The 26754-nt window shown below is 72.1% G+C and carries 27 protein-coding genes and 3 pseudogenes; 10 read left to right on the forward strand and 20 right to left on the reverse strand.

Translation table 11 applies throughout. From position 1 onward, the window contains the following. Positions 1 to 16: 16 nt before the first annotated feature. Together AB0C59_RS20715 and AB0C59_RS20720 are read left to right on the forward strand one after the other, a co-directional pair. Positions 17 to 379, forward strand: coding sequence for a MazG-like family protein (locus AB0C59_RS20715; protein WP_363006571.1), 363 nt, complete (start codon positions 17 to 19; stop codon positions 377 to 379). After that, complete coding sequence (locus tag AB0C59_RS20720) at positions 376 to 861, forward strand: NUDIX domain-containing protein (RefSeq protein ID WP_363006573.1); 486 nt, start codon at positions 376 to 378, stop codon at positions 859 to 861. The genes AB0C59_RS20715 and AB0C59_RS20720 overlap by 4 nt, the downstream gene beginning before the upstream one ends. A gap of 60 nt (positions 862 to 921) precedes the next feature. Here AB0C59_RS20720 and AB0C59_RS20725 read toward each other — a convergent pair whose 3' ends face one another. From AB0C59_RS20725 to AB0C59_RS20750, 6 genes and pseudogenes are all read right to left on the reverse strand, one after another. Further along, positions 922 to 1353 (reverse strand): DUF6299 family protein, encoded by a 432-nt coding sequence (locus tag AB0C59_RS20725; RefSeq protein ID WP_363006575.1) that lies wholly within the window; start codon positions 1351 to 1353, stop codon positions 922 to 924. A 121-nt stretch (positions 1354 to 1474) separates the two neighbouring features. Continuing rightward, on the reverse strand, positions 1475 to 2029 hold the full coding sequence (locus AB0C59_RS20730; protein WP_363006577.1) for a flavoprotein: 555 nt from the start codon (positions 2027 to 2029) through the stop codon (positions 1475 to 1477). Then, positions 2026 to 2154 (reverse strand): annotated as a pseudogene (locus AB0C59_RS20735) (transcriptional regulator); the annotation flags it as partial. The pseudogene AB0C59_RS20735 and the gene AB0C59_RS20730, both read right to left, overlap by 4 nt. A gap of 126 nt (positions 2155 to 2280) precedes the next feature. Continuing rightward, positions 2281 to 2409: a hypothetical protein gene (locus AB0C59_RS20740; protein WP_363006579.1), complete on the reverse strand. Its 129-nt coding sequence runs from the start codon at positions 2407 to 2409 to the stop codon at positions 2281 to 2283. A gap of 23 nt (positions 2410 to 2432) precedes the next feature. Continuing rightward, complete coding sequence (locus tag AB0C59_RS20745) at positions 2433 to 2879, reverse strand: hypothetical protein (RefSeq protein ID WP_363006628.1); 447 nt, start codon at positions 2877 to 2879, stop codon at positions 2433 to 2435. A gap of 547 nt (positions 2880 to 3426) precedes the next feature. Next, a complete protein-coding gene (locus AB0C59_RS20750) occupies positions 3427 to 3819 on the reverse strand; it encodes a hypothetical protein (RefSeq protein WP_363006581.1) in 393 nt (130 codons plus the stop codon). Between the two features lie 187 nt (positions 3820 to 4006). Here AB0C59_RS20750 and AB0C59_RS20755 point away from each other — a divergent pair, with 187 nt between their 5' ends. Further along, positions 4007 to 5230: a helix-turn-helix transcriptional regulator gene (locus tag AB0C59_RS20755; protein WP_363006583.1), complete on the forward strand. Its 1224-nt coding sequence runs from the start codon at positions 4007 to 4009 to the stop codon at positions 5228 to 5230. Here AB0C59_RS20755 and AB0C59_RS20760 read toward each other — a convergent pair. Beyond that, on the reverse strand, positions 5211 to 5873 hold the full coding sequence (locus AB0C59_RS20760; protein WP_363006585.1) for an HAD family hydrolase: 663 nt from the start codon (positions 5871 to 5873) through the stop codon (positions 5211 to 5213). The two genes, AB0C59_RS20755 and AB0C59_RS20760, sit on opposite strands and share 20 nt — an antisense overlap. Positions 5874 to 5978: 105 nt before the next feature. Between AB0C59_RS20760 and AB0C59_RS20765 the strand changes: the two are divergent. Then, positions 5979 to 6215: pseudogene (locus tag AB0C59_RS20765) on the forward strand (hypothetical protein); the annotation flags it as partial. A 4-nt stretch (positions 6216 to 6219) separates the two neighbouring features. Here AB0C59_RS20765 and AB0C59_RS20770 read toward each other — a convergent pair. From AB0C59_RS20770 to AB0C59_RS20780, 3 genes and pseudogenes are all read right to left on the reverse strand, one after another. Then, positions 6220 to 6393: pseudogene (locus AB0C59_RS20770) on the reverse strand (aminoglycoside phosphotransferase family protein); the annotation flags it as partial. A 153-nt stretch (positions 6394 to 6546) separates the two neighbouring features. Continuing rightward, entirely contained in the window at positions 6547 to 6960 is a 414-nt protein-coding gene (locus AB0C59_RS20775; protein ID WP_363006587.1) for a RidA family protein, read from the reverse strand. Next, positions 6957 to 8096 (reverse strand): acyl-CoA dehydrogenase family protein, encoded by a 1140-nt coding sequence (locus AB0C59_RS20780; RefSeq protein WP_363006589.1) that lies wholly within the window; start codon positions 8094 to 8096, stop codon positions 6957 to 6959. The genes AB0C59_RS20775 and AB0C59_RS20780 overlap by 4 nt, the downstream gene beginning before the upstream one ends. Before the next feature lie 252 nt (positions 8097 to 8348). Between AB0C59_RS20780 and AB0C59_RS20785 the strand changes: the two genes are divergently transcribed. Beyond that, positions 8349 to 9980 (forward strand): AMP-binding protein, encoded by a 1632-nt coding sequence (locus AB0C59_RS20785; RefSeq protein WP_363006630.1) that lies wholly within the window; start codon positions 8349 to 8351, stop codon positions 9978 to 9980. 179 nt (positions 9981 to 10159) lie between these two features. After that, complete coding sequence (locus AB0C59_RS20790) at positions 10160 to 10972, forward strand: PaaX family transcriptional regulator C-terminal domain-containing protein (RefSeq protein ID WP_363006591.1); 813 nt, start codon at positions 10160 to 10162, stop codon at positions 10970 to 10972. Positions 10973 to 11140: 168 nt separating this feature from the next. Here the strand turns inward: AB0C59_RS20790 and AB0C59_RS20795 are convergent, their stop codons facing one another. Continuing rightward, positions 11141 to 13444 carry a bifunctional salicylyl-CoA 5-hydroxylase/oxidoreductase gene (locus AB0C59_RS20795; RefSeq protein WP_363006593.1) on the reverse strand — a complete coding sequence of 768 codons (2304 nt, stop codon included), beginning with the start codon at positions 13442 to 13444 and terminating at the stop codon, positions 11141 to 11143. A gap of 2 nt (positions 13445 to 13446) precedes the next feature. After that, a complete protein-coding gene (locus AB0C59_RS20800) occupies positions 13447 to 14274 on the reverse strand; it encodes an enoyl-CoA hydratase family protein (protein WP_363006595.1) in 828 nt (275 codons plus the stop codon). 261 nt (positions 14275 to 14535) lie between these two features. On the opposite strand from AB0C59_RS20800, the gene AB0C59_RS20805 reads away from it, so the two are divergent. Next, positions 14536 to 14970 (forward strand): ATP-binding protein, encoded by a 435-nt coding sequence (locus AB0C59_RS20805; RefSeq protein WP_363006597.1) that lies wholly within the window; start codon positions 14536 to 14538, stop codon positions 14968 to 14970. On the opposite strand, the gene AB0C59_RS20810 is transcribed toward AB0C59_RS20805, so the two are convergent. The 3 genes from AB0C59_RS20810 to AB0C59_RS20820 all read right to left on the reverse strand — a co-directional run bounded on the left by AB0C59_RS20810 (position 14930) and on the right by AB0C59_RS20820 (position 18906). Further along, positions 14930 to 16411, reverse strand: coding sequence for an amino acid permease (locus tag AB0C59_RS20810; RefSeq protein WP_363006599.1), 1482 nt, complete (start codon positions 16409 to 16411; stop codon positions 14930 to 14932). The genes AB0C59_RS20805 and AB0C59_RS20810 overlap by 41 nt on opposite strands. A 149-nt stretch (positions 16412 to 16560) precedes the next feature. Beyond that, entirely contained in the window at positions 16561 to 17568 is a 1008-nt protein-coding gene (gene argF, locus AB0C59_RS20815) for an ornithine carbamoyltransferase (protein WP_363006601.1), read from the reverse strand. A 108-nt stretch (positions 17569 to 17676) separates the two neighbouring features. Further along, on the reverse strand, positions 17677 to 18906 hold the full coding sequence (locus AB0C59_RS20820; protein ID WP_363006603.1) for an arginine deiminase: 1230 nt from the start codon (positions 18904 to 18906) through the stop codon (positions 17677 to 17679). A 142-nt stretch (positions 18907 to 19048) separates the two neighbouring features. Between AB0C59_RS20820 and AB0C59_RS20825 the strand changes: the two genes are divergently transcribed. After that, positions 19049 to 20164 carry an SPFH domain-containing protein gene (locus AB0C59_RS20825; RefSeq protein ID WP_363006605.1) on the forward strand — a complete coding sequence of 372 codons (1116 nt, stop codon included), beginning with the start codon at positions 19049 to 19051 and terminating at the stop codon, positions 20162 to 20164. Then, complete coding sequence (locus AB0C59_RS20830) at positions 20161 to 21060, forward strand: hypothetical protein (RefSeq protein WP_363006607.1); 900 nt, start codon at positions 20161 to 20163, stop codon at positions 21058 to 21060. Before AB0C59_RS20825 ends, AB0C59_RS20830 begins: the two co-directional genes overlap by 4 nt. Positions 21061 to 21083: 23 nt before the next feature. On the opposite strand, the gene AB0C59_RS20835 is transcribed toward AB0C59_RS20830, so the two are convergent. Beyond that, a complete protein-coding gene (locus tag AB0C59_RS20835) occupies positions 21084 to 23642 on the reverse strand; it encodes a polynucleotide kinase-phosphatase (protein WP_363006609.1) in 2559 nt (852 codons plus the stop codon). Positions 23643 to 23779: 137 nt separating this feature from the next. On the opposite strand from AB0C59_RS20835, the gene AB0C59_RS20840 reads away from it, so the two are divergent. Beyond that, on the forward strand, positions 23780 to 25270 hold the full coding sequence (locus AB0C59_RS20840; RefSeq protein ID WP_363006611.1) for a recombinase family protein: 1491 nt from the start codon (positions 23780 to 23782) through the stop codon (positions 25268 to 25270). Between the two features lie 55 nt (positions 25271 to 25325). On the opposite strand, the gene AB0C59_RS20845 is transcribed toward AB0C59_RS20840, so the two are convergent. From AB0C59_RS20845 to AB0C59_RS20860, 4 genes are all read right to left on the reverse strand, one after another. Then, a complete protein-coding gene (locus AB0C59_RS20845; protein ID WP_363006613.1) occupies positions 25326 to 25565 on the reverse strand; it encodes a hypothetical protein in 240 nt (79 codons plus the stop codon). A gap of 165 nt (positions 25566 to 25730) precedes the next feature. Continuing rightward, positions 25731 to 25901: a hypothetical protein gene (locus tag AB0C59_RS20850; protein ID WP_363006615.1), complete on the reverse strand. Its 171-nt coding sequence runs from the start codon at positions 25899 to 25901 to the stop codon at positions 25731 to 25733. Beyond that, a complete protein-coding gene (locus AB0C59_RS20855) occupies positions 25898 to 26056 on the reverse strand; it encodes a hypothetical protein (protein WP_363006617.1) in 159 nt (52 codons plus the stop codon). Before AB0C59_RS20855 ends, AB0C59_RS20850 begins: the two co-directional genes overlap by 4 nt. Before the next feature lie 16 nt (positions 26057 to 26072). After that, a partial coding sequence (locus AB0C59_RS20860; RefSeq protein ID WP_363006619.1) for a transposase family protein occupies positions 26073 to 26754 on the reverse strand: 682 nt, incomplete at its 5' end.

The following is a 26754-nucleotide window of genomic DNA, read 5'->3' on the forward strand; positions in this document are numbered from 1 at the left end:
GCCGTACCGTGAGGGCATGAATGTGCCGCCGCCCAGCGACATGACCGACGACATCTGGAACACGATCCGCGCGCTCGCCGCCCGGTTCGCCGAGACCGACGCGGCCCGAGGTGTGACGGCCGAGGAGCAGCACGTCCTCCAGGTCCTCAAGATCGGCGAGGAGTTCGGGGAGGCCGCGCAGGCCGTCATCGGGGTCAGGGGGACGAACCCGCGCAAGGGCACGTCCCACACATGGCAGGACGTCCACGCCGAGGTCGCCGACACCGTCATCACGGGCATGGTCGCCCTCGCCCGCATGCGCACCGACGCCGCCGAGTACCTCGCCGCGCAACTGCGGCTGAAGTCAGCGGCGTTCCTGCGCGTCGGGAGCCCGCGGTGACGGCGGGGTGGCTGCCGCCGGAACAGTACATCGAGGTCATCGCCCGCGCCTCGTCGTACGCCTGCCTGTACTTCACGGACACGGCGGGCCGCCCCTTCCAGCTGCGCTCCCACGACAACAGGGAGGTCTGGCAGTGGCCCGGCGGCAACCTGGAACGGGGCGAGACCCCGTTCGAGGGCGCCCGGCGCGAGTGCCTGGAGGAGACCGGGATCGACTTCCAGGGGCCACGTCGGCTCCTCGGCGTCCACTTCATGCTGGAGAGCGCGAGCTGGCCCTGCAACCACATCGGGTTCATCTTCGACGGCGGCCTACTCACCGACGCCCAGCTCGCCGGGGTGCGGCTCGCCGAGGAGCACACCGAGTGGCGGGTGCGGACGGTGGACGAGTGGCGGCGGGAGATGCGGGCGGTCGAGTTCAACCGGCTGGCGGCGATCGACGCCGCGCGCGCGGCGGGCGCGGTCGCCTATCTGGAGCGCGCCTGACCTCTCGCGGTGTCCCGCCCGGCGGCCGGCCGCGACACCGGCCGGCCGCGGGCGCGGACGTCATCTCCGTACGAGCCTGATGTCCCGCTCGCGGGCCGCGTGGAAGCGGGGCAGCGGCAGGCCGGTGCCGCTCAGCTCCATCACGGTGGCCTCGACGCTCGCCCGGCCCCGGTGGTACGCGCCGCGCCGCCGCTCGGAGTTGACCCAGCGGTGCCAGGCGCCGTCGCAGCGCGCGAGCGTGCCCCCGACGCCGTGGCGGACCCGGGGGTCGCGCTGGGAGACGGAGGACGACACGAAGACGGGGCCGCCGCCGCGGGTGCAGCGGTAGTGGCCGGAGAGCGTGAGGGTGCCGTCGGACGTCAGGCGCCCGGTCCGGTCGACGGTCACCTCCTCACCGGACCCCGACCGGCCGGCGAAGGCGTCCGCGGCGGGCGCGGCGGACAGCAGCAGGGCGGCGCCGAGAAGAGCCCCGCAGAGCTGGCGCACGAACATGAAGTACCTCCTGACGTGGGGGACTCCACAGGTACCGGCCCACCGCACCGCCAAGCGTGATCTTCACCCCTACGCGGCGAGTCCAACCGACCACTGCTGACGGGCGCCTTGAAGCCCCAGGTCAATGGGCTGGGGTTTGTTGTTGTCCGGTCCAGGCGAGCAAGTCCAGCGCTTCCTCCCAGCGGTAGCGGTCGGCCCCACCACCGGCCTTCGGCCGGTGAGGCTCGTACGAGCCGATCAGGACGCCCATCTCACGCAGCCGGTCCACGCTCTGCCGGTGCGCGGGGTGAGCGGCCTGAGCAGAGTTCAGATACGGCAGCACGGCCACCGGGACGCCCAGGGCGGGCGCTTCGCGCAGAATGCCCAGGGCGAGGTTGTCGGAGATCCCTGCGGCCCACTTGTTGACCGTGTTGAAGGTGGCCGGGGCGACCGCGATCGCGTCTGCGGGCCGAGGCGGGCGGGGTTCACCGGGTGATCGCCAGGCCGAGCGGACGGGACGGCCGGTCTGAGCCTCGATCGCCTCCACGTCCAGGAAGCCGAGCCCCTGAGGAGTGGCGATCACCCCGACGTCCCAGCGGCGCTCCTGCGCGGCGTCGATCAGCCGGCCGACGTCTGCGGCGACCCCGGCCGCGCAGACCACGATCTGGAGGAACGGCTTGTCGTGCTGGTCACTCACGCGGGCACTCCCAGTCGGCGGCTGAAGTGGTGCAGTTCGGGCAATGCCCGACGGCGGTCACGGGCGGCCATGTCGGCGACCAGCTCCCGTACGGCCGGGCGGCGGACGTCCTGTGCCGCACAGCTCCTCCCCGAAATTGGATACCTTGATCCGCATCGCCGACGCCATCGGCGTACCACTGGCCGACCTCGTACGGTAGAGCAGCAGCCCCGGCCGGGAGCGCCAGCCGGGACCGCCGAGTGCTCTACGCGTCAGCCCTTTGACGGGATCAGGAACCCCCGTACTGGCCTCTCCTGCCGCGGGTCACGCGAGTCCGGCTCCTGCGCGCGTTTCCACGCCGCCACCAGCTCCGCGTACCGCGGGTCGATCCATTCGGACATGTCGCCTCCCTTCACGGGCGAGGCTACGGCCACTCGGGCTTCGGCATCGGCCGGATCGCGCACGACGGCGCGTGCTGACACTTCGCCGCGACCGACACGAGCGCCTCGTCCGCCGGTGCCACCCACAGCTCCTCGTCCGCCGCCCAGCCCAGAGCGGTGATCGCCTCGCGAGTCCGGTCCAGGACCGGCGGGTCGTAGTGCGTCGGGTCGTAGCCCGGGTAGTGGTGCACGAATTCGTCGCCGAGCCGCGCGCACAGCTCGGCGTACACCGCGGTGTGCAAGAGCAGCGCGTGCCAGCCCTCGTCCACGATCCGCGATGGCGCCAGCCCGACTCCCGGGTTCCGGGAGCAGGCTGCCACGAACTTCAGGCCCTCCTCGACGATCCGGCCGGCCATCACCTCGTTCATGCCGGGGTTGGCGTCCATGACGGTGCTACGGACGGACAGGAACTCGCGGTCCGTGATGAGCATGCGGGCCAGGATCGGGATGGGTGTCGGGTCGGGGCCCGGGTTCGGAGGTACGCTCACAACGATCTCCTTCTGTGGTTGGGGGTCGGCCCGCCCGGGCCGGGACTTCTTTGCGGGATTCACCGGCCGGGGCGGGTGCTTGGACAGGGTGGTGCGGGGTGACCGCTGTGCTACGTCCGCCGTCGCGGCCAACCTTTCCCGCCGCGTCCACTCTCGAAGACGCGACGGGGGCTTTCAGCGCGAGCGGCTGGATGCGGTCGCGCGGCGGGGCGTCGGTGGACAGCGAGGCTCGTGGACGTAGACGGTTGGTGCCACGCCCGACCCCGTCTCGATGATCACCACCGTGTGGCGCTCGCCCGGCTGGATGGGTTGCCCGCAGCGGGCGCAGCGCGTCATCGCCGAGCTTCCTGCCAGGCCTTCGACCACTCGTTTCGCAGCCGTGCGGCCGCAGGGCATACCTCTCGGGTGTTCCTCCTGCACTCCGCACACGCAGTGCAGTGGTTCATCAGCGCCCGATACCGCCCGTCCGCACGACCGTGAACTGGCCAGTTCATCCCTGCTCCTCTCCGATGCGAGGGCCGAACGCGTCCCCGATCGCCGCGCGAAGCGCGCTCGGCTCGGTCAGCCATCCGTCCTCGCCAGGACAGATCCGCCAGTACGGCCCGGGCCCCTCGGTACGCCTCGCCGGAGGAATCGCCACCGAGCTGCCCGCCCCGAGGGCGCGGCTGTTCCCCACCTCCACATCCCAGGTGGCGGCTGTACCGCACGGCACCAGGTAGTAGACGGCGGCGCTCAACGAGTCCTCGATGACGGCGCCAGCCCGAGAGCCGAGGATCGCGAGCGCGGCCAGGCCGACACTCCGCGGAACCCGGATCGCGTCCCACTGCTGACCGGCCGCCACGAGCGTGCACCCGGCAGCTGTCGGAACGCGGTTCGATGACATCGGGGCTCCTCGGCACCTGGGGTTCGGTGTGTACAAGCATGGTCCTGACACGTAGTCAGTTCGAGGGCTTGGAGAGGTCTTTCCTGTGCCTCAAAGAGGACTTTCACTACCCTGATTGAGGTACCCCTGGCCAAGAACAGGGCCCCGCGCCGACACTAGTCACGTGTACGACACCGGAGGTGCCGCAATGACCCGCACACCAGGCAACATGCGCCTCAAGGCCGCCCGCCTCGCGGCCGGCTACCGCTCCCAGCAGGAACTCGCCGACGCACTCGGCGTCGGGGTCCGACAGGTACGCCGGTGGGAGTCCGAGACGCCGCCCTGGCCGCAACCTGACGTGGCGCAGAACCTCACGCGGCTCCTCGGGCAGGAGCTGGAATCACTGGGATTCACCCGACCCGGCGGCGCCACCGAGCACACTCGCCGCACCGTACTCACCGCGACGGGAGCCGCCGCAGGGCTCGCTGCCGTGCCGACACAGGCCGTGGTCGTGCAGCCCGCGACCGCGGCCGACGACTACGAGGCGGTCACCCGGGCGCACCGGCGCCTGTACTGGTCCGTCGCCCCGGCCACCTTGCATCCCTCCGCGATCGCCCACGCCGCCCTCGGCTGCGCCCTGCTCCCCGAGACCGCGGGACGGACCCGCGCGCGCATCGCCGGCGCGCTCGCCGAGAGCTACCTGCTCGCCGGACGGATCGAGTTCTTCGACATGCGCGACGCCGACCGCGCGCAGCAGACTCACCTGTGCGCCCTCCAGGCGGCGGGCGAGGCTGACGACCCGCTGCTGGGCAGCGCGATCCTGGCCCACACCGCGTTCGGTCCGGCCTGGGTGGGCCAGCGGGACGCGGCGGTCGAGCGGATGACGGCCGCGCGGACCTATGCCCGGCGAGGCCCGGCGTCGGCGGAGCTGATGGCGTGGCTCGACGCCGTGGAGGCGGAATGCGAGACCCGCTGCGGCAACACCCGTACTGCGCTGCACCTGATCGGGCACGCCGAGGACACCCTCGCCCGCGGCAGCGAGCACGACAGCCCCGAGTGGCTGGACTGGTTCAGCCCCGTGCGGCTCGCCGCTTTCAAGGGCAACACCCAGCTACGCGCCGGCCACCTCCCGCAGGCCCGGACCACGCTCCTCGGCGTCCTCGACGCGCTCGGCCCGACCGAGGAGAAGCAGGTGACCGTGGTGCTCGGGGACTTGGCCGCCGTCGAGGCAGCTGCCGGCGAGCCGGAGGCCGCGTGCGGGTACGCCATCCGCGCGCTCGACCAGCTGGAGCGCACCTGGTACGCGACGGGCATGGAGCGGGTCCGAGAAGTACGGCGCGCGCTCGCGCCGCACCAGTACGAGAAGTGCGTCCGCGACCTGGACGACCGGCTGTACGGATGGTCGACTACCGTCAGCGCCCTGGCGCGTTGAACTGCTTGATAAGCGGCGACAGTTCGAGGAGGCTCTCGACCCGGAAGGTCGGGAGCCTCTCCGCTTCCTCGCTGTGCCATTGGATCGTCGCCCACGGGCCACGGCGCACCAGCGCGGTGCGCATCCCCGCGGCGGCGGCCGGGCGGATGTCGTTGTCCACACGGTCGCCGACATACAGCATCTCGTCCACCTCGGCCGGGACAACCTCGGCGACGCGGTCGAAGAACGCGCGGTCGGGCTTCGAGGCGCCCCAGTCGTCGCTCGTGCCGATCAGGTCGACATCCGGGGTGAACAGCTCACGGAGGATCCCGCCCGCGCGGACCGTCTGGTTCCCGGCGATGCCCAGCCAGAGCCCGTCCGCGCGGAGCGCCGCGAGCGCATCACGGACGTCCGGGTACAGGTCGTCCTCGCCGAAGTGCTCCGGCTTCCCGGCCGCGGCCCGGGCCTCCCGCTGCTCGTGCAGGTCGAAGCCGGACCGGAACTCCTGGAAGGTCTCACGGTAGTCTCGGCCCTGCGCGATGACGGCACCGAACATGGCGTGGAAGGTGTGGCGGGGGACGCCGAGCCAGTCGGCCCAGGTTCCGTACTCGGTGGTCTCGTCCACGAGGCACTCGCCGACATCGAAGATCACAGCACGAATCATGCTGCCGAGCGTATCCGCCGGAATCCGGGCCGAACCGCGGGGCTCTGTCAGTGTCGGCCCCTACCCTGAGTCCACGTCCCCAGAAGCTACAGGCAGCGGATTCTTCTCCAGGCCCTCCGGTTCGCCCAGGATGCCAACGACCGTCGGCTCGCAGGCAGCGTCCTGTCAGCGATGAGCCACCAGGCGACGTTCCTGGGGCGGTACACCGAGGCTGCCACGCTCGCGCGGGCCGCCCTCATGAGCATTTCGCCGGTGGCTACACCGACGTTGCGTGCACAGTTCCATGCGATGGAGGCTCGAGCCCTTGCCCGTGCCGGCGATGTCGCCCCCTGCGAGGCTGCCCACCGATGGCCGGTATCGACGCCAGGCGGTAGACCGCGTTCGACCCCAGCCGCAGCAATTCGGCTCCTCGGGAGTCGAGTCCGGCCGTCTCACACGCCTCATGGAGGACGGGCACCAGGCCCTCCGCCGTGAACTGCGTGCCGCCGTCGAACGGTCCCCCGCCGCTGCCCGAGATCATGCATCGACCATACGACCCGGAGAGACCGGCCGACAGACAACCCTCGCACCAGAGGTTTGATGAGCTTGCTCGGCAGCCACCCGACCGGAGCTTCCTTCGCAGGTCAGGGCCCTGCTGGCGGCATGCTCTCCGGCCAAGCTCCGAGCCCGCGGCTCACGGCAGTACCGCGAACCCGTCCAGTTCCACCAGGGCCTTCTCGTCCCACAGTCGGGTGATGCCCACCACCGCCATCGCGGGGTAGGTCCGGCCCGCCAACCGGTGCCAGATGCGGCCGAGTTCGGGGGCGTTCGCGCGGTAGTCGGCGACGTCCACGGCGTAGACGGTGAGTCGTGCGAGGTCCGCCGGAGTGCCCCCGGCCGCCCGCAGAGCCGTGAGCAGGTTGATGAGGGCGACCTCGAACTGCTCGGTGAGCAGGTCGCCGGTCACCTTTCCGTCCGGGTCCAGGGCCGTCTGCCCGGCCAGGAACACCACCCTGGTGCCGGTGGCGACGACGGCGTGCGTGAAGCCGGTGGGCGGGGAGAGGGTCGGTGGGTTGATCCGCACGACGTCGGACTGCTCGCTGGTCACGGGGCCTCCACGGTGGCGTACAACTCCTTGGCGATGATGGCGCGTTGGACCTCGCTGGCGCCCTCGTAGATCCGTGGCGCGCGCACCTCGCGGTAGAGGTGTTCGAGGAGGTGCCCTCGGTGCAGGGCGCGGGCGCCGTGCAGTTGGACGGCGGCGTCCACGACGTACTGCGCGGTCTCGGTGGCGAGCAGCTTCGCCATGGCCGAGCGGCGCGGGACGTCCGGGGCCCCGTCGTCGTAGGCCGTCGCCGCCGCGTACACCATGAGGCGGGCGGCCTCCACCCGCAGGTCCATCTCCGCGACCTGGTGCGCGACGGTCTGGAGGTCCTTGAGTTTGGCGCCGAAGGCGTCCCGTCCCGCCGTGTGGGTGAGCGTCGCGTCCAGGGCGGCCTGCGCCATGCCGACGGCGAAGGCGCCCACGCTGGGCCGGAAGAGGTTGAGCGTGCTCATCGCGACCCTGAAGCCCCGGTCGGGTTCACCGAGGACGTCCTCCTCGGTGACGTGCACGTCGTCGAAGAGGAGGGTGCCGATGGGGTGCGGGGAGAGCATGTCCAGCGGGCTCCCGGTCAGCCCGGGGCGGTCGGCGGGTACGAGGAACGCGGTCACGCCCCGGGAGCCGGCGCCCGGGGTGGTGCGCGCGAAGACGGTGTAGAGGTCGGCCTCGGGGGCGTTGGAGATCCAGCACTTCTCGCCTGAGAGGCGCCAGCCGGCGGACGGACCGGTGCCGGACTCCTGTGTCGCCGTGAGCGACAGTGCCGCCGCGTCGGAGCCCGCGCCCGGCTCGCTCAGCGCGAAGGCGGCGATCGCGGTGCCGGCCCGGACGCCCGGCAGCCAGCGGGTGCGCTGCGCCTGTGTCCCGTGCGCGTGGACCGGGTGCGCGCCGAGGCCCTGGAGGGCGAGTGCCGTCTCCGCCTCCGTGCAGGCGTAGGCGAGGGACTCGCGCATGAGGCACAGGTCCAGTGCGCCCGAGGTGAACAGGCGGTCGAGCAGCCCGAGTCGGCCGAGTTCGGCGACCAGCGCCCGGTTGACCCGGCCCGGCTCCCCCTTCTCCGCGAGCGGGCGCAGCCGCTCCTCGGCCCAGGTGCGCAGCTGGGCACACCAGGCGGTGTGCGTGGGATCGAGTGAGAATGCGGTCATTGCCGGTCCCCTCTCCCTGGCGGCGCACCCGGGCCGGGTGGGCCGCACACCGCGACCGTATCGCGGACCGTTGACTGTCGTCACCAACACGATACGCTCGTTGCGCGAGCCCACCACGACGAGGGGCGTACCGCCATGGAACCGAGGGACGCCATAGGCGCCGGTGCCGCCGAGGCCGCGCGCGCCATGGACAGCGGGGACCCGACGACGCCGTCCGCGACGCCTGCCGGCGCGGGAGCGGTGGCACCACCCGTGCCGCCCGTCCCCACGGGGCACCAGGACACCTTCGCGCGCGACCACCTCCCGCCGCGCGCGCAGTGGCCCGAGCTGTGCTTCGACCTTCCCGGGCTGCGCTACCCCGAACGGCTGAACGCCGCCGTCGAACTCCTGGAGGGCGGCGCCCCCGACAGCCCCGCCTTCCGCACCCCGGACGGCGACGTGTGGACGTACGCCCAGGTACGGGCCCGCGTCGACCGGATCGCGCACGCGCTCACCGCCCGCCTCGGCGTCGTCCCCGGCAACCGCATCCTGCTGCGCGGTCCCACCACCCCCTGGCTGGCCGCCTGCTGGCTCGCGGTGCTGAAGGCCGGAGCGGTCGCCGTCACGGTGCTCGCCCAGCAGCGCCCCCACGAGCTGCGCACGATCTGCGAGATCGCCCAGGTCGGCCACGCCCTGTGCGACGCGCGTGCGGTCGAGGACCTGGCCAGGGCCGACGTCCCCGGACTGCGCCTGACCACCTACGGCGGCGACGCACCCGACGACCTGCTGCGCCTCCCGGTGCCCGAGGGGCCGTACCCGCCCTGCGACACGGCGGCCGACGACGTGGCGCTGATCGCCTTCACCTCGGGCACCACGGGTCGCCCGAAGGGCTGTATGCACTTCCACCGGGACCTGCTCGCCGTCGCGGACACCTTCTCCCGGCATGTGCTCGCTCCTCGTCCCGACGACGTCTTCGCCGGCAGCCCTCCGCTCGGCTTCACCTTCGGGCTCGGCGGCCTCGTCGTCTTCCCGCTGCGGGCCGGGGCCAGCGCGCTGCTGCTCGAACAGGCGGGCCCCCGGCAGCTGTTGCCCGCCATCGCCGGGCACCGCGTCTCCGTGCTGTTCACCGCGCCGACCGCCTATCGCGCGATGCTCGACGAACTGCGCGCGGGCCACCAGGACATCACCTCGCTGCGGCGCTGCGTGTCGGCCGGCGAGAACCTGCCCGAGGCGACCTGGCGTTCCTGGTACGAGCGCACCGGCCTGCGGCTCATCAACGGCATCGGCGCCACCGAACTGCTGCACATCTTCATCTCGGCCGCCGACGACGCCGCCCGCCCCGGAGCCACCGGGGTCCCGGTACCGGGCTGGCAGGCCCGGGTGCAGGGCGCCGACGGGGAGCCGGTGCCCGACGGGGAGCCGGGGCTGCTCGCGGTGCGCGGCCCGGTCGGCTGCCGCTACCTCGCCGACCCCCGGCAGGCCGCGTACGTCCAGGGTGGCTGGAACATCACCGGTGACACCTACGTCCGCGACGCCGACGGCTACTTCCGCTATGTCGCGCGGGCCGACGACATGATCGTCTCGGCGGGCTACAACATCGCGGGCCCGGAGGTGGAGGACGCCCTGCTGCGGCACCCCGACGTGGTGGAGACGGCGGTGGTCGGACGGCCCGACGAGGCACGCGGGCAGATCGTGGTGGCGTACACGGTGCTCAGGGCGGGCGCGCCGCGCGATCCGGAGATGCTGCGCACCTTCCTGAAGGCCGAGCTGGCGCCGTACAAGTGCCCGCGCGCGTTCGTCTTCCTCGACGCGCTGCCGCGCACGGCGACCGGCAAGCTCCAGCGCTTCAGGCTGCGCACCACCGGGCCCGGACCCGACCGGGCCCCGGCCGGTGATCTTGGGTGACCCGGACGATCCAAGGGCTGTCCCGTGATCCCCGGCGGATCAGCGCGCGGCGTCGGATGCGGTGCATCGCAAGGCGGAGGGTCGTCCGCATACTGGGTGTATGCGGGCGATCCGACAACGCGGCGAGGTGCCGTAGCTGACGTCGCGCGCCCGCTGGGGATCGCGGGACAGCCCTTAGAGTGGCGGACGTGTCCGATCAGCACGCTCCCCGGTCCCTCATCGTCACGTTCTACGGCGCGTACGGCCGCTTCGCCACCGGCCCGGTGCCGGTGGCGGAGCTGATCCGGCTGCTCGCCGCGGTCGGCGTGGACGCGCCCTCCGTACGGTCCTCGGTCTCGCGGCTGAAGCGGCGCGGGCTGCTGCTGCCCGCCCGTACGGCCGCGGGCGCGGCCGGGTACGCCCTGTCGCCGGACGCGCGTCAGCTTCTCGACGACGGCGACCGGCGTGTGTACGCGACGGCGCCCCCGAAGGACGAGGGCTGGGTGCTCGCGGTGTTCTCGGTACCGGAGTCGGAGCGCCAGAAGCGGCATGTGCTGCGCTCCCGGCTGGCGGGCCTCGGCTTCGGCACCGCCGCTCCCGGGGTGTGGATCGCCCCGGCCCGCCTGTACGAGGAGACCCGGCACACCCTGGAGCGGCTCGGCCTGGACCCTTACGTGGATCTCTTCCGCGGTGAGCACCTCGGCTTCGCGCCGACCGGCGAGGCGGTGGCCCGCTGGTGGGACCTGGCGGCCGTCGCCGCGCGGCACGAGGAGTTCCTGGACCGGCACGCGGGTGTCCTGCGCGCCTGGGAGTCGCGCGAGGACACCCCGAGCGAGGAGGCGTACCGGGACTATCTGCTGGCCCTGGACTCCTGGCGCCATCTGCCGTACGCCGACCCGGGCCTGCCCCCCGAACTCCTGCCCGGCGACTGGCCGGGAGCCCGCTCGGCCGCGGTCTTCCAGGCGCTGCACGAGCGGCTGCGGGACGCGGGGGCGCGGTTCGCGGGGGTGTGAGCCCGCCCGTTCAACGCCCTGAGGGCTGTTCCGTGATCCCCGGCGGATCAGCGCGCGGCGTCGGATGCGGTGCATCGCAAGGCGGATGGTCGTCCGCATACTGGGCGTATGCGGACGACCCGACAACGCGGCGAGGTGCCGTAGCTGTCGTCGCGCGCCCGTTGGGGGTTACGGGACAGCCCTTAGCTCCAGGCGGGGTTTGGGGGCGTCCGTGCGGCCCGTCTGGGGGCGGCGGCTGCCCGCGCGATAGGGCTCGGGCCAGGGCGCGCCCGGCCCGGTGTAGGCCTGTTCGGCCGCCGCGTGCAGGGTCCAGTGCGGGTCGTACAGATGCGGGCGGGCGAGCGCGCACAGATCCGTACGCCCGGCCAGGAGCAGGGAGTTGACGTCGTCCCAGGAGGAGATGGCGCCGACCGCGATCACCGGGATGCCGGTCTCCTGGCGGATGCGGTCCGCGTACGGGGTCTGGTACGAGCGGCCGAACTCCGGCTGCTCCTCGGCGACCACCTGGCCGGTCGACACGTCGATCGCGTCGGCGCCGTGCGCGGCGAAGGCGCGGGCGATCTCGACGGCCTCCTCGGCCGTGGTGCCGCCCTCGGCCCAGTCGGTGGCGGAGATCCGTACGGTCATGGGCCGCTCCTCGGGCCACACCGATCGTACGGCGTCGAAGACCTCCAGGGGGAAGCGCAGCCGCTTGGCGAGCGTGCCACCGTAGGCGTCGGTACGGCGGTTGGTGAGCGGGGAGAGGAACCCGGAGAGCAGATAGCCGTGGGCGCAGTGCAGTTCGAGGAGGTCGAAGCCGCAGCGCGCGGCCCGCCAGGCGGCGCCGGCGAACTGCTCACGGATGTCGGTCAGCTGGGCACGGGTCAGCTCGCGGGGGGTCTGGCTGCCCGCCTTGTACGGGATCGGGGAGGCCGCCACCAGGGGCCAGTCGCCCTCCCCCAGCGGCTCGTCCATGCCCTCCCACATGAGCCTGGTGGAGCCCTTGCGGCCGCTGTGGCCGAGCTGCACGCCGATCGCGGTGCCCGGGGACCGGGTGTGGACGAAGTCCGTGACGCGGCGCCAGGCCTCCGCCTGCCGCCCGGTGTACAGTCCCGCGCAGCCCGGGGTGATGCGGCCCTCGGCGCTCACGCACACCATCTCGGTCATCACCAGGCCGGCCCCGCCCAGCGCCCGTGCGCCCAGGTGGACGAGGTGGAAGTCGCCCGGGACGCCGTCCTTGGCCGAGTACATGTCCATCGGGGAGACCACGACCCGGTTGCGCAGGGTCAGCCCGCGCAGCCGGAAGGGCGTGAACATCGGGGGTGTGCCGGGTGGGCAGCCGAAGTCCCGCTCCACCGCCTCGGTGAACCGGGCGTCCCGCAGCCGCAGGTTGTCATGGGTGACCCGGCGGCTGCGGGTGAGCAGGTTGAAGGCGAACTGCCGGGCGGGCTGGTCCACGTAGAGCCCGAGGTTCTCGAACCACTCCAGGCTGGCGCGGGCCGCGCGCTGCGTGGAGGTGACGACCGGGCGCCGCTCCTCCTCGTAGGCGGCCAGGGCGGCCGGCAGCGCCTCATGCTCCTCCAGGCAGGCCACGAGGGCGAGCGCGTCCTCGACCGCCAGCTTGGTGCCCGAGCCGATGGAGAAGTGCGCGGTGTGCGCGGCGTCCCCGAGCAGGACCAGGTTCTCGTGCGACCAGCGCTCGTTGACGACGGTGCGGAAGGTGCTCCAGGTGGACTTGTTCGCGCGCAGGGGCCGGCCGCCGAGCGCCTCGGTGAAGATCTTGGCGCAGCGCTCGATCGTCTCGTCGGTGTCCAGGTCGGCGAATCCGGCCGCCCGCCACACCTCCTCGCGCATCTCCACGATCACCGTGGAGGCGTCGGCCGAGAAGGGATAGGCGTGCAGCTGCATCACGCCGTGCTCGGTCTCGGCGATCTCGAAGCGGAACGCGTCGAAGGCGAAGTCGGCGGCGAGCCAGATGTAGCGGCAGCGGTGCGTGCGCACCGAGGGCCGGAACACCTCGGCGTGGGTCTCGCGGACTCCGCTGTGCACGCCGTCGGCCGCGATCACCAGGTCGTGGGAGCGCATGAGCTGGTCGGGGTCCGGTGCCTCGCTGCGAAAGCGCAGGTCGACGCCGAGCGAGCGGCAGCGTTCGTGCAGGATCTCCAGGAGCCTGCGCCGGCCGAGGGCGGCGAACCCGTGGCCCGAGGAGGTGTGGCACACGCCCCGGTGCACGATGTCGATGTCGTCCCAGCGCACGAACTCGTCCATGAGCGCGGCGTGGACGACGGGGTCGGCAAGCTCGATGCCGCCGAGGGTCTCGTCGGAGAGGACGACGCCGAAGCCGAAGGTGTCGTCGGGGGCGTTGCGTTCCCAGACGGTGACCTCGCGGGCCTGGTCGAGGCGTTTGAGCAGGGCCGCCGCGTAGAGCCCGCCGGGGCCGCCGCCGACGACGGCCACGCGCAGCGGGCGCCGATCCGGCGCGGACCGGGTCATGGCTACCTCCCCTGCCACTTCGGGGGCCGCTTCTCGGTGAAGGCCGCGTGGAACTCGGCGTAGTCCTCGCCGTTCATCAGCAGGGCCTGGGTCGCGGCGTCCAGTTCGACGGACGCGGCGAGCGGCATGTCCAGTTCGGCGGTGAGCAGCGCCTTCGTCTGCGCGTACGCCAGTGCCGGTCCGTCCGCGAGCCGGCGGGCGAGCGTCCCGGCCGCCTCGTCGGCGCGGCCCTCGTCGGCCAGCTCGCTGATCAGCCCGATCCGCTCGGCCTCGGGCGCCCGCACCGGCTCCCCGAGCATGAGCAGACGGGTCGCGTGACCGAGTCCGACGACCCTCGGCAGCAGATAGGCGGCGCCCATGTCGCCGCCGGAGAGCCCGACCCTGGTGAACAGGAACGCGAAGCGCGCGGAGGGGTCCGCCACCCGGAAGTCGGCGGCGAGCGCGAGGACGGCGCCGGCGCCCGCGGCCACCCCGTGGACGGCCGCGATCACCGGGAAGGGGCATTCCCGGACGGCGCGGACGACCTGCCCGGTCATCCGGTTGAAGTCCAGCAGCTGGGCGGTGTCCATGACCAGGGTGGCGCCGATGATCTCGTCGACGTCGCCTCCCGAGCAGAATCCGCGGCCCTCGCCGGCCAGGACCAGGGCCCGCACGGACCGCTCCCGGGACAGTTCGGCCAGCAGGTCGCGCAGGTCGGCGTAGGCGCCGAAGGTGAGCGCGTTGAGCTTGTCGGGGCGGGCCAGGGTGACGGTGGCCACGCCGTCGGCGATCTCGCACCGCAGGTGGCGCCAGTCGGGGGTGCGGGCGGCGGAGCCGGTGAAGGGACTCATGACGTGCGGCCTCCTCGGGCGGGGGCGGCTCGGCTGTCTGTGGTGCCTGGGTGCCGGGAGCAGCGGGGTGCGCTGCCTCTCCCCCGAAGTTATCACTCATCTGTGACTGTCGTCAGGAGGGCGCGATATGTTGGTCGCGCGCGGGTGAATCGCCCGGGTGAAGCCCGCCGCCCTCCCCGCTCGCGGCGGGCCGTACCATTCCTCTGTCCTCTTGTTTGAAACCAGGACCACCTGCGTCCCGCACGGACCGACGGAACCGCCTTGTACGAATCCCCCGCCCCCGCCTGCTGGCGCGTCGCGCTGCCGAGCACGACCGCGGCCGTGCCGGTCGCCCGCGCGCTGGTCCGTACGGCGCTCGCCGAGCGCCAGGGCGCGGCCGACGGCGACACCGCCGAGCTGCTCACCGCGGAGCTGGTCGCGAACGCCGTGGAGCACGCGGCGGGGGACGGCCCCATCGAGCTGGTGGTGGAGCTGCTGCCGACGGGCTGCACGGTCGAGGTGCACGACCCCGACCCGGCGCCGCCGGGCGATCTGACGCACCCGGCGGCCCCTGCCCCCGACCCGTGGCAGGAGCACGGCCGGGGTCTGCTGCTGATCCGCACGCTCAGCTCGTCCTGCGGTCACCGCCCGACCGCGTCGGGCAAGGCGGTGTGGTTCAGACTGCCCGCGATTCCCGGGCAGCGGCGTCCGGCGTGACCTCGTCCGGGGCCACGGTCGCCGCCTCGGCGTCCAGCAGCAGCCGGGAGCGCCGGCGCCCGTAGAGCACGTAGACCAGGGCCCCGGCCGCCACGAACGCCGCGAACTGCACCCAGGTCGCGAATCCGGTCTCGTACATCAGGTAGAGGCAGAAGCCGATCCCGAGCAGCGGCACCACGGGGTAGAGCGGCACCCGGAAGGTGCGCGTCAGGCCCGGTTCGCGGCGGCGCAGGGCGATCACCGCGACGTTGACCACGGCCATGATGGCGAGGGTCCCGATGGTGCAGAGGTTGACCACGGAGTCGAGGGAGGCGAAGGCCGCCGGCACGGCGAAGACGCCGGCCACGATCAGGGTGCCCGCGACGGGGGTGGAGGTCTTCGGCGAGACGCGTTCGAAGACGCGCGGGACGAGGCCGTCCCGGGCCATCGACATCAGGATGCGGGTCTGCCCGTACATCACCGCGAGCACGACCGAGGCGATCGCGACGACCGCGCCGAAGGCGATGACGCCGCCGCCGACCGAGGAGCCGGTGACCTGGTTGACGACGTAGGACAGCGCGGCGGGACGGCCGCCCACGCCGGGGCCGCCGATGGCGCCGATCGCGGCGAGCGCGACCGCGCAGTACAGCAGGGTCACCAGGCCGATGCAGACGAGGATCGCGATGGGGATGTTCCGGCGCGGGTTCTTGGCCTCCTCGCCGGCGGTGGTGATCGCGTCGAAGCCGATGTAGGAGAAGAACGCGGCCGTGGTGCCCGCGCCGACGCCGCCGATGCCGGCGGGCGCGAACGGGGTCAGGTTGCCGTGCTTGAAGGCGGTGAAGCCGATGGCGCAGAAGACGACCAGGACCGCGAGCTTGAGGACGGCCATGGCGGCGGTGGCCCGCGCGCTCTCCCGCACGCCCCGCACCAGCAGGACGCAGGCCAGCGCGATGACGATCAAGGCCGGCAGGTTGATCACGCCGCCGTCGGAGGGCCCGGCCGAGAGCACGGCGGGCAGCTGGTGGCCGACGACGCTGTGCAGCAGCTCGTTGACGTACTGGCTCCAGCCGACCGCGACGGCCGACACCGACACGCCGTACTCCAGCAGCAGGCACCAGCCGACGAGGAAGGCCGTGCCCTCGCCGAGACCGGCGTAGGCGAAGGAGTACGAGGACCCGGAGACCGGCATCGCGCCCCCCAGCTCGGCGAACGCGAACGCCGTGAAGACGCAGGTCAGGGCCGCGAGGATGAAGGAGACCACCACGGCGGGGCCCGCCTGGGAGACCGAGTCGGACAGGCCCACGAAGATGCCGGTGCCGACGATCGCGCCCACTCCGAAGCAGACGAGCTGGAACAGCCCCATATGGCGCTTGAGGCCATGTCCGGAGAGATCGGCGCCGGATTCGGCGACGAGCCTCTGGGGGGATTTGATGCGGAGGGGGCCTATGGGGCTGCCGGGCATACGGGAAGTGCTCTTTCGGTGGTACGGATACGACGGGGGTGCCGCCGCGCGACGGCCGCGGAAGGGATGGTTCCGGGCACGCCGAGGATCGTACGGGAAGGTCCGGTGACCCGCTGTGGCGGCGGGCACGGCCGTCGGCCTCAGGCCAGTCAGGCCAGGGTGGCCACCAGGACGGCCTTGATCGTGTGCATGCGGTTCTCCGCCTCGTCGAAGACGACCGAGTGCTCCGACTCGAACACCTCGTCGGTGACCTCCAGCTCGGTCATCCCGTGCCGCTCGTGGATCTCGCGGCCCACGTCGGTGCCGAGGTCGTGGAAGGCCGGCAGGCAGTGCAGGAACTTCACGTCCTCGTTGCCGGTGGCGCGCAGCACGTCCATGGTGACGGCGTACGGGCCCAGCAGCGCTATGCGCTCGTCCCAGACCGCCTTCGGCTCCCCCATCGACACCCAGACGTCGGTGGCGACGAAGTCCGCGCCGCGCACCCCCTCCTTCACGTCGTCCGTGAGCGTGATGCGCGCGCCCGAGGCGGCGGCGAGCCGCTGCGCCACCTCCACGATCGTGTCGTCCGGCCACAGCAGCCGGGGCGCGACGATGCGGACGTCCATGCCGAGCAGGGCGCCGGTGACGAGGTAGGAGTTGCCCATGTTGTAGCGGGCGTCGCCCAGGTAGGCGAAGGCGATCCCGGTGAGCGGCTTGTCGCTGTGCTCGGTCATGGTGAGCACGTCGGCCAGCATCTGCGTGGGGTGCCACTCGTCGGTGAGACCGTTGTAGACGGGGACCCCGGCGTAGGTGGCGAGCTCCTCGACCACGCCCTGCCCGTGCCCCCGGTACTCGATGGCGTCGAACATCCGGCCGAGGACCCGGGCGGTGTCCTTGACGGACTCCTTGTGCCCGAGCTGGGAGCCGACGGGGTCCAGGTAGGTCGTGTGGGCGCCCTGGTCGGCGGCGGCGACCTCGAACGCGCAGCGCGTACGGGTCGAGGTCTTCTCGAAGACGAGCGCGATGTTCCGGCCCGCCAGGTGGCGCGTCTCCGCCCCGGCCCTCTTGGCCGCCTTGAGCTCCGCCGCCAGGTCGATCAGGTACCGGAACTCCTCGGCGGTGAAGTCCAGCTCCTTCAGGAAGTGGCGTCCGGCGAGGGCGGTGGGGACAGTCGCCATGGGGCGCTCCAGGGATGACGGGAAAGACGGGGCGAACACGAGGACGAATGGAAGTCTATACGATGCCCCACATTTCTATGCGAACCTGGGGTGGACCCATACGGTACGTCATGCGGACACCGGGTCCCTCTCCACGGGACAGCTCATGCACCGGGGTCCGCCTCTGCCCCGGCCCAGCTCGCTGCCGGGGATCTCGATCACCTCGATGCCCTGCTTGCGCAGATGGGTGTTGGTGGTGGAGTTCCGCTCGTAGGCGATCACCACCCCCGGCTCGACCGCCAGCACGTTGCAGCCGTCGTCCCACTGCTCCCGTTCGGCCGCGTGCACGTCCTGGGTGGCGGTCAGCACCCGGATCTCGCTCAGGCCGAGCGCCGCCGCGATGGCGCGGTGCATGTGCTCCGGCGGATGGTCGGTGACCTTCAGCTCCTTCTCCCCGGCGCCGGGTTCGATGGTGTAGGAGCGGAGCATGCCGAGGCCCGCGTACTGGGTGAAGGTGTCGCCGTCGACCATCGTCATCACCGTGTCGAGATGCATGAAGGCGCGCCGCTTCGGCATGTCCAGGGCGACGATGGTCCGCGCCGACCCGGCGGCGAAGAGCTTGTGCGCGAGCATCTCCACGGCCTGGGGCGTGGTGCGCTCGCTCATCCCGATGAGCACGGCACCGCTGCCGATGACCAGCACGTCGCCGCCCTCGATGGTGGAGGGGTAGTCGGCCTGCCCCTCGGACCAGAGGTGGAAGCCCTGGCCGGCGAAGAGCGGGTGGTGCCGGTAGATCGCCTCGAAGTGGACGGTCTCCCGCTGCCGCGCGGGCCAGCGCATGGCGTTGATGGACACACCGTCGTATATCCATGCCGAGGTGTCGCGGGTGAAGAGGTGGTTGGGCAGCGGCCCCAGGAGGAAGTCGTCCAGCTCCATCGCGTGGAAGCCCACCGAGACGGGCTCCGGGTGGCGCTCCAGGAACTCGCGCTTGGTCATACCGCCCACCAGCGCCTCGGCGAGGTCCGGCGACGTCAGCGTCTCGAAGGCGGCGCGCAGGTGATCGGTGGCGAGCGGCCCGTACTCCTTCTCGTCGAAGACCCGGTCCAGGACGAGCGAGCGGGCCGCCGAGACGTCCAGGACCTCGGTGAGCAGGTCACCGAAGAGATGGACGGCGACCCCGCGGTCCCGGAGCACGTCGGCGAACCCGTCGTGCTCGGCACGGGCCCGGCGCACCCACAGCACGTCGTCGAACAGCAGCGCGTCCTTGTTGCTGGGGGTGAGCCTCTTCAGTTCGAGATCCGGCCTGTGCAGGATGACGCGGCGCAGCCGCCCGGCCTCGGAGTCGACATGGAATCCCATGACTTCATCCTGACCATTCGCGTGCCTGTTCACCCCCTTCTTGACGAAGCCGGCGCCCCCTTCTCGACCGTTTACTTTCGTCTTCTTGACGATAAGCGCTCCACTGATTATCGTCTCAGTGACGACAAAGGTGGAGGGGACGATGGCGGACATCACTCGGCGCTTCGGCTGGCGGCATCTTCGCGGGACGCCGACGGCGCACATCCGGCACCAGCGGTCGGGCCGCCTGGTCCACGACGGGCCGGGACTCAGCTTCTGGTACCGCGCGCTGACCGCGGCCCTGTCCGAGGTCCCGGTGGACGACCGCGAACTGGCGATGACGTTCCACGCCCGCACGTCCGACTTCCAGGACGTGGCGGTGCAGACGACGGTCACCTTCCGCGTCAGCGACCCGGCCGTCGCGGCCGAGCGCATGGACTTCTCCATCGACCCGGACACGGGCGTCTGGCGGGGCGCGCCCCTCGAACAGCTCTCGACGCTGCTGACGGAGACCGCCCAGCAGCACGCCCTGGACGTCCTGGCCCGTACGCCGCTGTCGGCGGCCCTGGCCGACGGTGTCTCGGCGGTACGGGAACGGGTCGCGGCCGGGCTGGCGGCGGAACCCCGACTGCCCGCCACGGGCATCGAGGTGGTCGCGGTCCGGGTCGTGGCGCTGCGCCCCGAACCCGAGGTCGAGCGGGCCCTGCGCACGCCGGCCCGGGAGCAGATCCAGCAGGAGGCGGACCGGGCGACGTACGAACGCCGGGCCGTCGCCGTGGAGCGCGAACGCGCCATCGCGGAGAACGAGCTGGCCAGTCAGATCGAGCTCGCCCGCCGCGAGGAGCAGCTGGTCGAGCAGCGCGGCACGAACGCGCGCCGGGAGGCGGAGGAGCACGCGGCGGCGGACGCGGTGCGCGCGCAGGCCGAGGCGGCGCGGACGGTGCGGCTGGCGGAGGCCGAGGCCAAGCGTGCCGTCGAACTCGCCGAGGCGGAGGCCACGCGTGCCGTGCGGCTGGCCGAGGCCGAGGCCCGGCGGACCGTGGCGCTCGGCGAGGCCGAGGCGCGGGCCGCGCGGGAGGTCGGCCAGGCACGGGCCGAGGCCCAGGCGGCCTGGCTGCGGGTGCACAGCGACGCCGACCTCGCGACGCTGCACGCGCTGACCGGCACCCGGCTCGCGGAGAACCTGCCGCGGATCGACAGCGTGACGGTGTCGCCGGACGTGCTGACCGGACTGCTGTCGCGGCTGGGCGGCGCGCCCGCCGCCGGGGACGGGGCGTGAGCCTCGCACCGCGGGCCGTGCTGGTCCACCGCACCACGGAGTACGAGGAGCTGGTGGCCCGGCACGGCACGCACGGTCAGGCCGCGTTCTTCCTGGGCTCGCGGGGGCGGTCCATCGAGGACGTGGTGGAGCGCCACCGCAGGGCGCGCGAGGCCCTGGCCGAGGTGGCGGCGGCACTGCCGCTGACCTGGCGTCAGGCGCGGGTGGAGCGCGCGGACCTGGACAGGTTCCTGTTCGCTCCCGAGGACGTGGTCGTCGTGGTGGGCCAGGACGGTCTGGTGGCCAACGCGGCCAAGTACCTGACCGGGCAGCCGGTCATCGGGATCGACGCGGACCCCGGCCGCAATCCCGGCGTGCTGGTACGCCACCGGGCGCGGGACACGGCGGCCCTGCTCCCGGCGGCCCTGGCGCCGGGCACCCGGGTCCAGGAGCTCACCATGGTCGAGGCGGTCGCCGACGACACGCAGCGGCTCGTGGCGCTGAACGAGATCTACCTGGGTGCGGCGGGCCATCAGACGGCCCGCTACCGCCTGGGCTTCGACGGCGACAGGGGTGCCGTCGAGGCCCAGGCCTCGTCCGGGGTGCTGGTGGGGACGGGGACCGGGGCCACGGGCTGGCTCCGGTCGCTGTGGCAGGAGCGCGGCGCCCGTCTCCCCCTGCCCGGCCCCACCGAGGACCGGCTGCTGTGGTTCGTCCGCGAGGCCTGGCCCTCACCGGTCACCGGCACCTCGCTGGTGGCGGGCGAGCTGACCGCCGGGGCGGGCCTGCGCCTCACCGTCGAGTCGGAGCGCCTGATCGCCTTCGGCGACGGGATGGAGCACGACGCCCTGGAACTGACCTGGGGCCAGTCGATCCGCCTGGCGCGATGCGAGCGGCGCCTGCGGCTGGTGGGCTGAGGGGACCGCTCGCACGCCGGGCGTCACAACCGGGGGTCGACCGGCTCCGACTCCAGGGCCAGCACCCCGAACACCGCCTCGTGCACCCGCCACAGCGGCTCGCCCCGCGCCAGCCGGTCCAGCGCCTCCAGGCCGAGCGCGTACTCCCGCAGCGCGAGCGAGCGCTTGTGGTGGACGGACCTCTGCCGCAGCCGCGCCAGGTTCTCCGGGCGCGTGTACTCGGGACCGTAGATGATCCGGAGGTACTCGCGGCCGCGGCACTTGACGCCCGGCTGGACCAGGCGGCCCTGCGCGTCGCGCACCACGGCGTCCACCGGCTTGACGACCATGCCCTCGCCGCCGCGCCCTGTCATCTCCAGCCACCAGTCCACACCGGCCCGCACCGACTCCGGGTCCCCGGTGTCCACGAACAGCCGCCGTGTGGTCCGCAGCAGGCCGCTGACGTCGTGCTCGACCATCCGGTCGAGCAGCGTCAGCTGTTCGTCGTGCGCCACGGCGGCAAGGCTGCGGCCCCGCGCCGCCAGGAGCTGGAAGGGCGCCAGACGCACCCCGTCCAGTCCGTCCGTGGTCCAGCAGTAGCGGCGGTAGGCCTGCGTGAACGCGGCCGCGTCCGCCGCCCGCTCGCGCTGGCGGGCCAGCAGGTCGCCGACGTCCACGCCGCGCGCCGCCGCGCCCTCCAGCGCGGCGAGCGCGCCCGGGAACACCGCCGAGGAGGCCGCGCCGACCGCCGCGTACTGTCCGCGCAGCAGTCCGGACGCCTTCAGCGACCACGGCATCAGCTCCGCGTCCAGCAGCAGCCAGTCCGTCTCCAGCCGCTCCCACAGCCCCGCCGCGCCGATCGCCGTCCGCAGCCGGCCGAGGATCTCCTCGGTCATCGCCTCGTCGTCAAGGAACGGGCGGCCGGTGCGCGTGTACAGCGAACCGGTCGGGCCGGTGACCCCGAAGTGCGCACGGGCCGCCTCCGCGTCGCGGCACACCAGCGCCACCGCCCGCGAGCCCATGTGCTTCTCCTCGCACACGACCCGGGCCACCCCGTCCTGCGCGTACTGCGCGAAGACCTCGACCGGGTGCTCCAGGTAGCCCTCGGCGCGCGAGGCGGCCGCGGGGGCCATGGTCGGCGGCAGGTAGGGCAGCAGGCGCGGGTCCACCGCGAAGCGGCTCATGACCTCAAGGGCCGCCGCCGCGTTCTCCTCGCGGACCGACACGTTGCCCGCGTGCCGGGTCTCGACCACCCTGCGGCCGGACACGTCCGCCAGGTCCAGCGGCCGGCCGTCGTGACCGCCGGGGGCCTCGGTGGACAGCGGCCTGGCCGGTTCGTACCAGACCCGCTCGGCCGGTACGTCGACCAGTTCGCGCTCCGGCCAGCGCAGCGCGGTGAGCCTGCCGCCGAACACCGCGCCGGTGTCCAGGCAGATGGTGTTGTTGAGCCAGGTGGCGCGGGGCACCGGTGTGTGGCCGTAGACCACGGCCGCCCGGCCCCGGTAGTCCTCGGCCCAGGGGTAGCGCACGGGCAGGCCGAACTCGTCCGTCTCCCCCGTCGTCTCCCCGTACAGCGCGTGCGAGCGGACCCGGCCGGAGGTGCGGCCGTGGTACTTCTCGGGCAGCCCGGCGTGGCACACGACCAGCCGGCCGCCGTCGAGCACGTAGTGGCTGACCAGTGAGGCGATGAAGCTCCGCACCCGCTGCCGGAACTCCTCGCTCTCGCCCTCCATCTGTGCGATGGTCTCGGCGAGGCCGTGGGTGTGCTGGACCTGGCGGCCGCTCAGGTACCGCCCGAACTTGTTCTCGTGGTTGCCCGGCACGCACAACGCGTCGCCCGACTCCACCATGGACATCACCCTGCGCAGCACGCCCGGACTGTCCGGGCCGCGGTCCACCAGGTCGCCGACGAAGACGGCGGTACGGCCCTCGGGGTGCACGCCGTCGTCGTAGCCCAACGCGGTGAGCAGCGACTCCAGTTCGGCGGAGCAGCCGTGGACGTCGCCGATGATGTCGAACGGGCCGGTGAGGTGGGTCAGGTCGTTGAAGCGCTTCTCGGTGACGACGGTGGCGTTCTCCACCTCCTCGACGCCGCGCAGGACATGCACCTTGCGGAAGCCCTCCCGCTCCAGGTGCCTGAGGGAGCGCCGGAGTTCCCGTGTGTGGCGCTGGATCACCCGGCGCGGCACGCCGGCCCGTTCGGCGCGCGAGGCGTTGCGTGCGGCGCACACCTCCTCCGGGACGTCGAGCACGATCGCGAGGGGCAGGACGTCGTGCTCCCTGGCCAGTTCGATCAGCCGGCGGCGGGACTCCGGCTGCACGCTGGTCGCGTCGACGACGGTGCGGCGGCCGGCCGCGAGCCGCTTGCCCGCGATGTAGTACAGAACGTCGAAGGCGTCGCCGCTCGCGCTCTGGTCGTTCTCGTCGTCGGCCACCAGGCCCCGGCAGACGTCCGAGGAGAGGACCTCGGTCGGCGCGAAGTGCCGGCGTGCGAAGGTGGACTTGCCCGAACCCGAGGCGCCGATCAGCACCACGAGGGACAGGTCGGTGACGGGCAGGGCGCGCCCCTCGACCTCGGTGCCGTGAGCGGTCGTCCCGGTCATGCGGCCTCCTCCTTCGCGGTGCGGGTGTGCCGGGTGTCCGGACCTGCCGGGGCCACCGGGGCCGTCGTGAACACAGCCATCTGGGTAGGTCGCCCGACCTCTCTCCTGAGACACTTAACCATGACAGAATCAGGGCCATGGAAACCCTCAACACCGCGATCAGGGTGATCCGTTGTTACATCTACGCCCGCATCTCGCAGGACCGCACCGGAGCCCATCTCGGCACCGAACGTCAGATCGGGGACTGTCACGCCCTCGCCAAGCGGCTCTCGACACCCGAGGTGGTGTACGAGGTCGTCAAGATCTTCGAGGACAACGACCTCTCCGCCTACTCCGGCAAGCCCCGCAAGGACTACCTGGAGATGCTCCAGGGTCTGGAGGACGGCGACGCCACGGTGGTCCTCGCCTGGCACACCGACCGTCTCCACCGCTCCCCCACCGAGCTGGAGGAGTACATCGCCCTCTCCGAGCGGCGTTCCGTGCTGACGCACACCGTCCAGGCCGGGCTGATCGACCTCTCCACGCCTCACGGCCGGATGACGGCCCGCATCCTCGGAGCCGTGGCCCGGCAGGAGTCCGAGCACAAGGGGGCCCGCGTGGCCCGCAAGCGCCAGCAGAAGGCCAAGGCGGGCGAATGGGGAGGAGGCATCCGCCCCTTCGGCTGGGGCGTGTCCACCAGTGAGATGCGCAAGAAGATCGACAAGGCCACCGGCGAGGAGGTCATGGTCCCGGTCCTGGACATGGACAAGGCCGTCCCCGAGGAGGCCGCCGCAGTTAAGTACGGCACCGAGCTGCTCCTCTCCGGCGGCTCGATCCAGGGCTTCGCCAAGTGGCTGAAGGACAAGGGGATCACCTCCACCCAGGGCAACGTCATCCGGCCCACGGACACCCGCCTCCTCCTGCTGCGGCCGAGGAACGCGGGCATCGCCGTCTACCAGGGCCAGGAGATCGGTCACGGCTCCTGGGAGCCCCTCGTAACCGAGGCGCAGTTCCGGGGCGTCGTGGCCCTTCTGAATAACCCCTCTCGCACCTCGGCACGGGGCTCGAAGCCGAAGTGGCTGGGCTCCCTGCTCTACGGGTGCGGTGTCAAGGACTGCACGGAGAAGGTCAAGTGTGGCCGGGCTGGAAGCTCCCAGAAGCCCAGCTATCGCTGTGTCACAGGGCACGGAGGCTCCCGTCAGGCGGAGAAGGTGGACAAGTACATCTCCGACGTGATCGTAGAGCGGCTGTCCCGGCCGGACGCAGTGGATTTGTTGGAGCCGGGCCCTGACGACATCGACGTGGCCGCCCTCCAGGTCCAGAGCGATCAGGTCCATCAGCGGCTCAAGGACCTCGCGGCCCTCTTCGGCTCCGGCGCCATCGACATGGCCCAGTTCACCGAGGGCTCGGACGCCGCCAGGGCTCAACTCGAAGGGCTGACGAAGGGCCTGGCGCGTGCGGGCAGGCGTGACCCCCTGGTCGGCCTGGTCGGCGCCCCTGACGTCGCCAAGGCCTGGCAGGCCCTGGAGCTGGACAGGCGCCGCTCGGTGGTGAAGACCCTGATGGACGTCACGATCCTGCCCATGGGTCGGGGCCACAGTGGGGACACGGCCTTCTACGAGTCGATCAGGATCGACTGGAAGCGCTGAACGGACAGCGAAACGCCCCGTCACCGAGATAATGGCGGGGCGCTTTCGTCGTGCTTCAGGCCTGGCGCGTGACGTACGGCGCGCTGCCCATGAACAAGACCCGGATGCAGGCCCACTGTTGGTCGGTCAGGGGCGGCGCCTGGTCCACGACCTGGGAAACGCGGTCCGGGTACGCCAGCTCCTCCCGGTACTCCCGCAGGACCTTCCGGGCCTCCGGACCCATGGCCCGCGCGATGGCCTTCTGGAGGACCGGGGGCGTCTTATAGGGCTTGCCGTCGTGCAGAGCTATGGCCATCACACAACCTCCGGCTGGCAGGGTTCGTATCCGTTGTCGCCCACGACGGGGCAGAGGAGGAGCCGTCCTGGTGGGACCACTCAGGCGCCGGGCCCCAGGCCGGGACCCAGCCGGTGGGCTTGGCCTGGACGGCCGGATCGCCGCACTCGGAGCACACGCGGTTCGTCACTGGGCCTCCACGTAGAACGACCACTCCGGGTGCTCGGCCTTGGCCCGCTCCACGTGGGAGTCGGCGTACTCCTTGGTCGCGTCCACAACCTCGTACACCGCACCGCCGCTGGGCTTGAACTCCGGCTCGTTGCTGAAGACCCGGATCTTGTACATCTGCTCGCTCACAGGGAACTCCCCTGCCACTCCTGACGGGAGTCGTACCGCAGACCCTCGCGCGTCTCCGCCTGCCCTCGGGCGGTAGTGAAGACCTCCTGGGCCTGCTCGGGGTCGAAGCTGATCACCTGCATCGAGCAGTGCGGATCGGCGTAGGCCCAGACCACGGCCCAGTGAGCGCTTTCAGCGTTGTTTCTCCAGGGTGAGGACGGCTTTGGTGATGACGCTCATGCGGTTGGGGCTGATACGGGATCTGCGGAAGATCTGCCAGGACTTCAGCCGTGCCATGCCTCGTTCGACGGGTGCGCGGGCTGCGGACAGGGCCCGGTTCATGCTCCGCTCGGTGAGGGTGAGCTCACCGCCTGGCGGGCGGCGCTTGGCGGTGGTGATCCAGTCGCCCGCACCGATGCAGGCCATGTCGGCGAGGATCGGGACGCCCTGGTGTGCGCAGATCCGGAGGAGCTTGTGGGTGCGGGCGGCCGTCAGATCGTGCGTCCGGCCCGGCAGCGCCGGCGACAGCCACAGAATCTCGCCGGCCGGGTCTGTGACGACCTGCACGTTCACCCCGTGCCGCTTGTGTTTCGAGGAGTAGTCGGCTCTGCCGTCGCCGACGCGGTCGCACTCTACGAGCGTGCCGTCCAGGAGGACGAAGTCCGGGTCGTGCACGCGCAGCGTCTTCAGCAGGCCCGGCGCCTGCTCGGCGAGCAGACCGGTGACCGCGGTGACGTAGGCGTGGGCGGTGCCGACGGATATCCCGAAGGCCGCAGCGGTACGGGCGAGGGTGTCGTGGCGACGTAGGTACACGAGTGCGACCAGCGCACGGCGGTGCGGCGGGAGTTTGCACCGCCGGTCACCCTCGCGGGTG

This window comes from Streptomyces sp. NPDC048664, assembly GCF_040650555.1.
GTDB lineage: Bacteria > Actinomycetota > Actinomycetes > Streptomycetales > Streptomycetaceae > Streptomyces.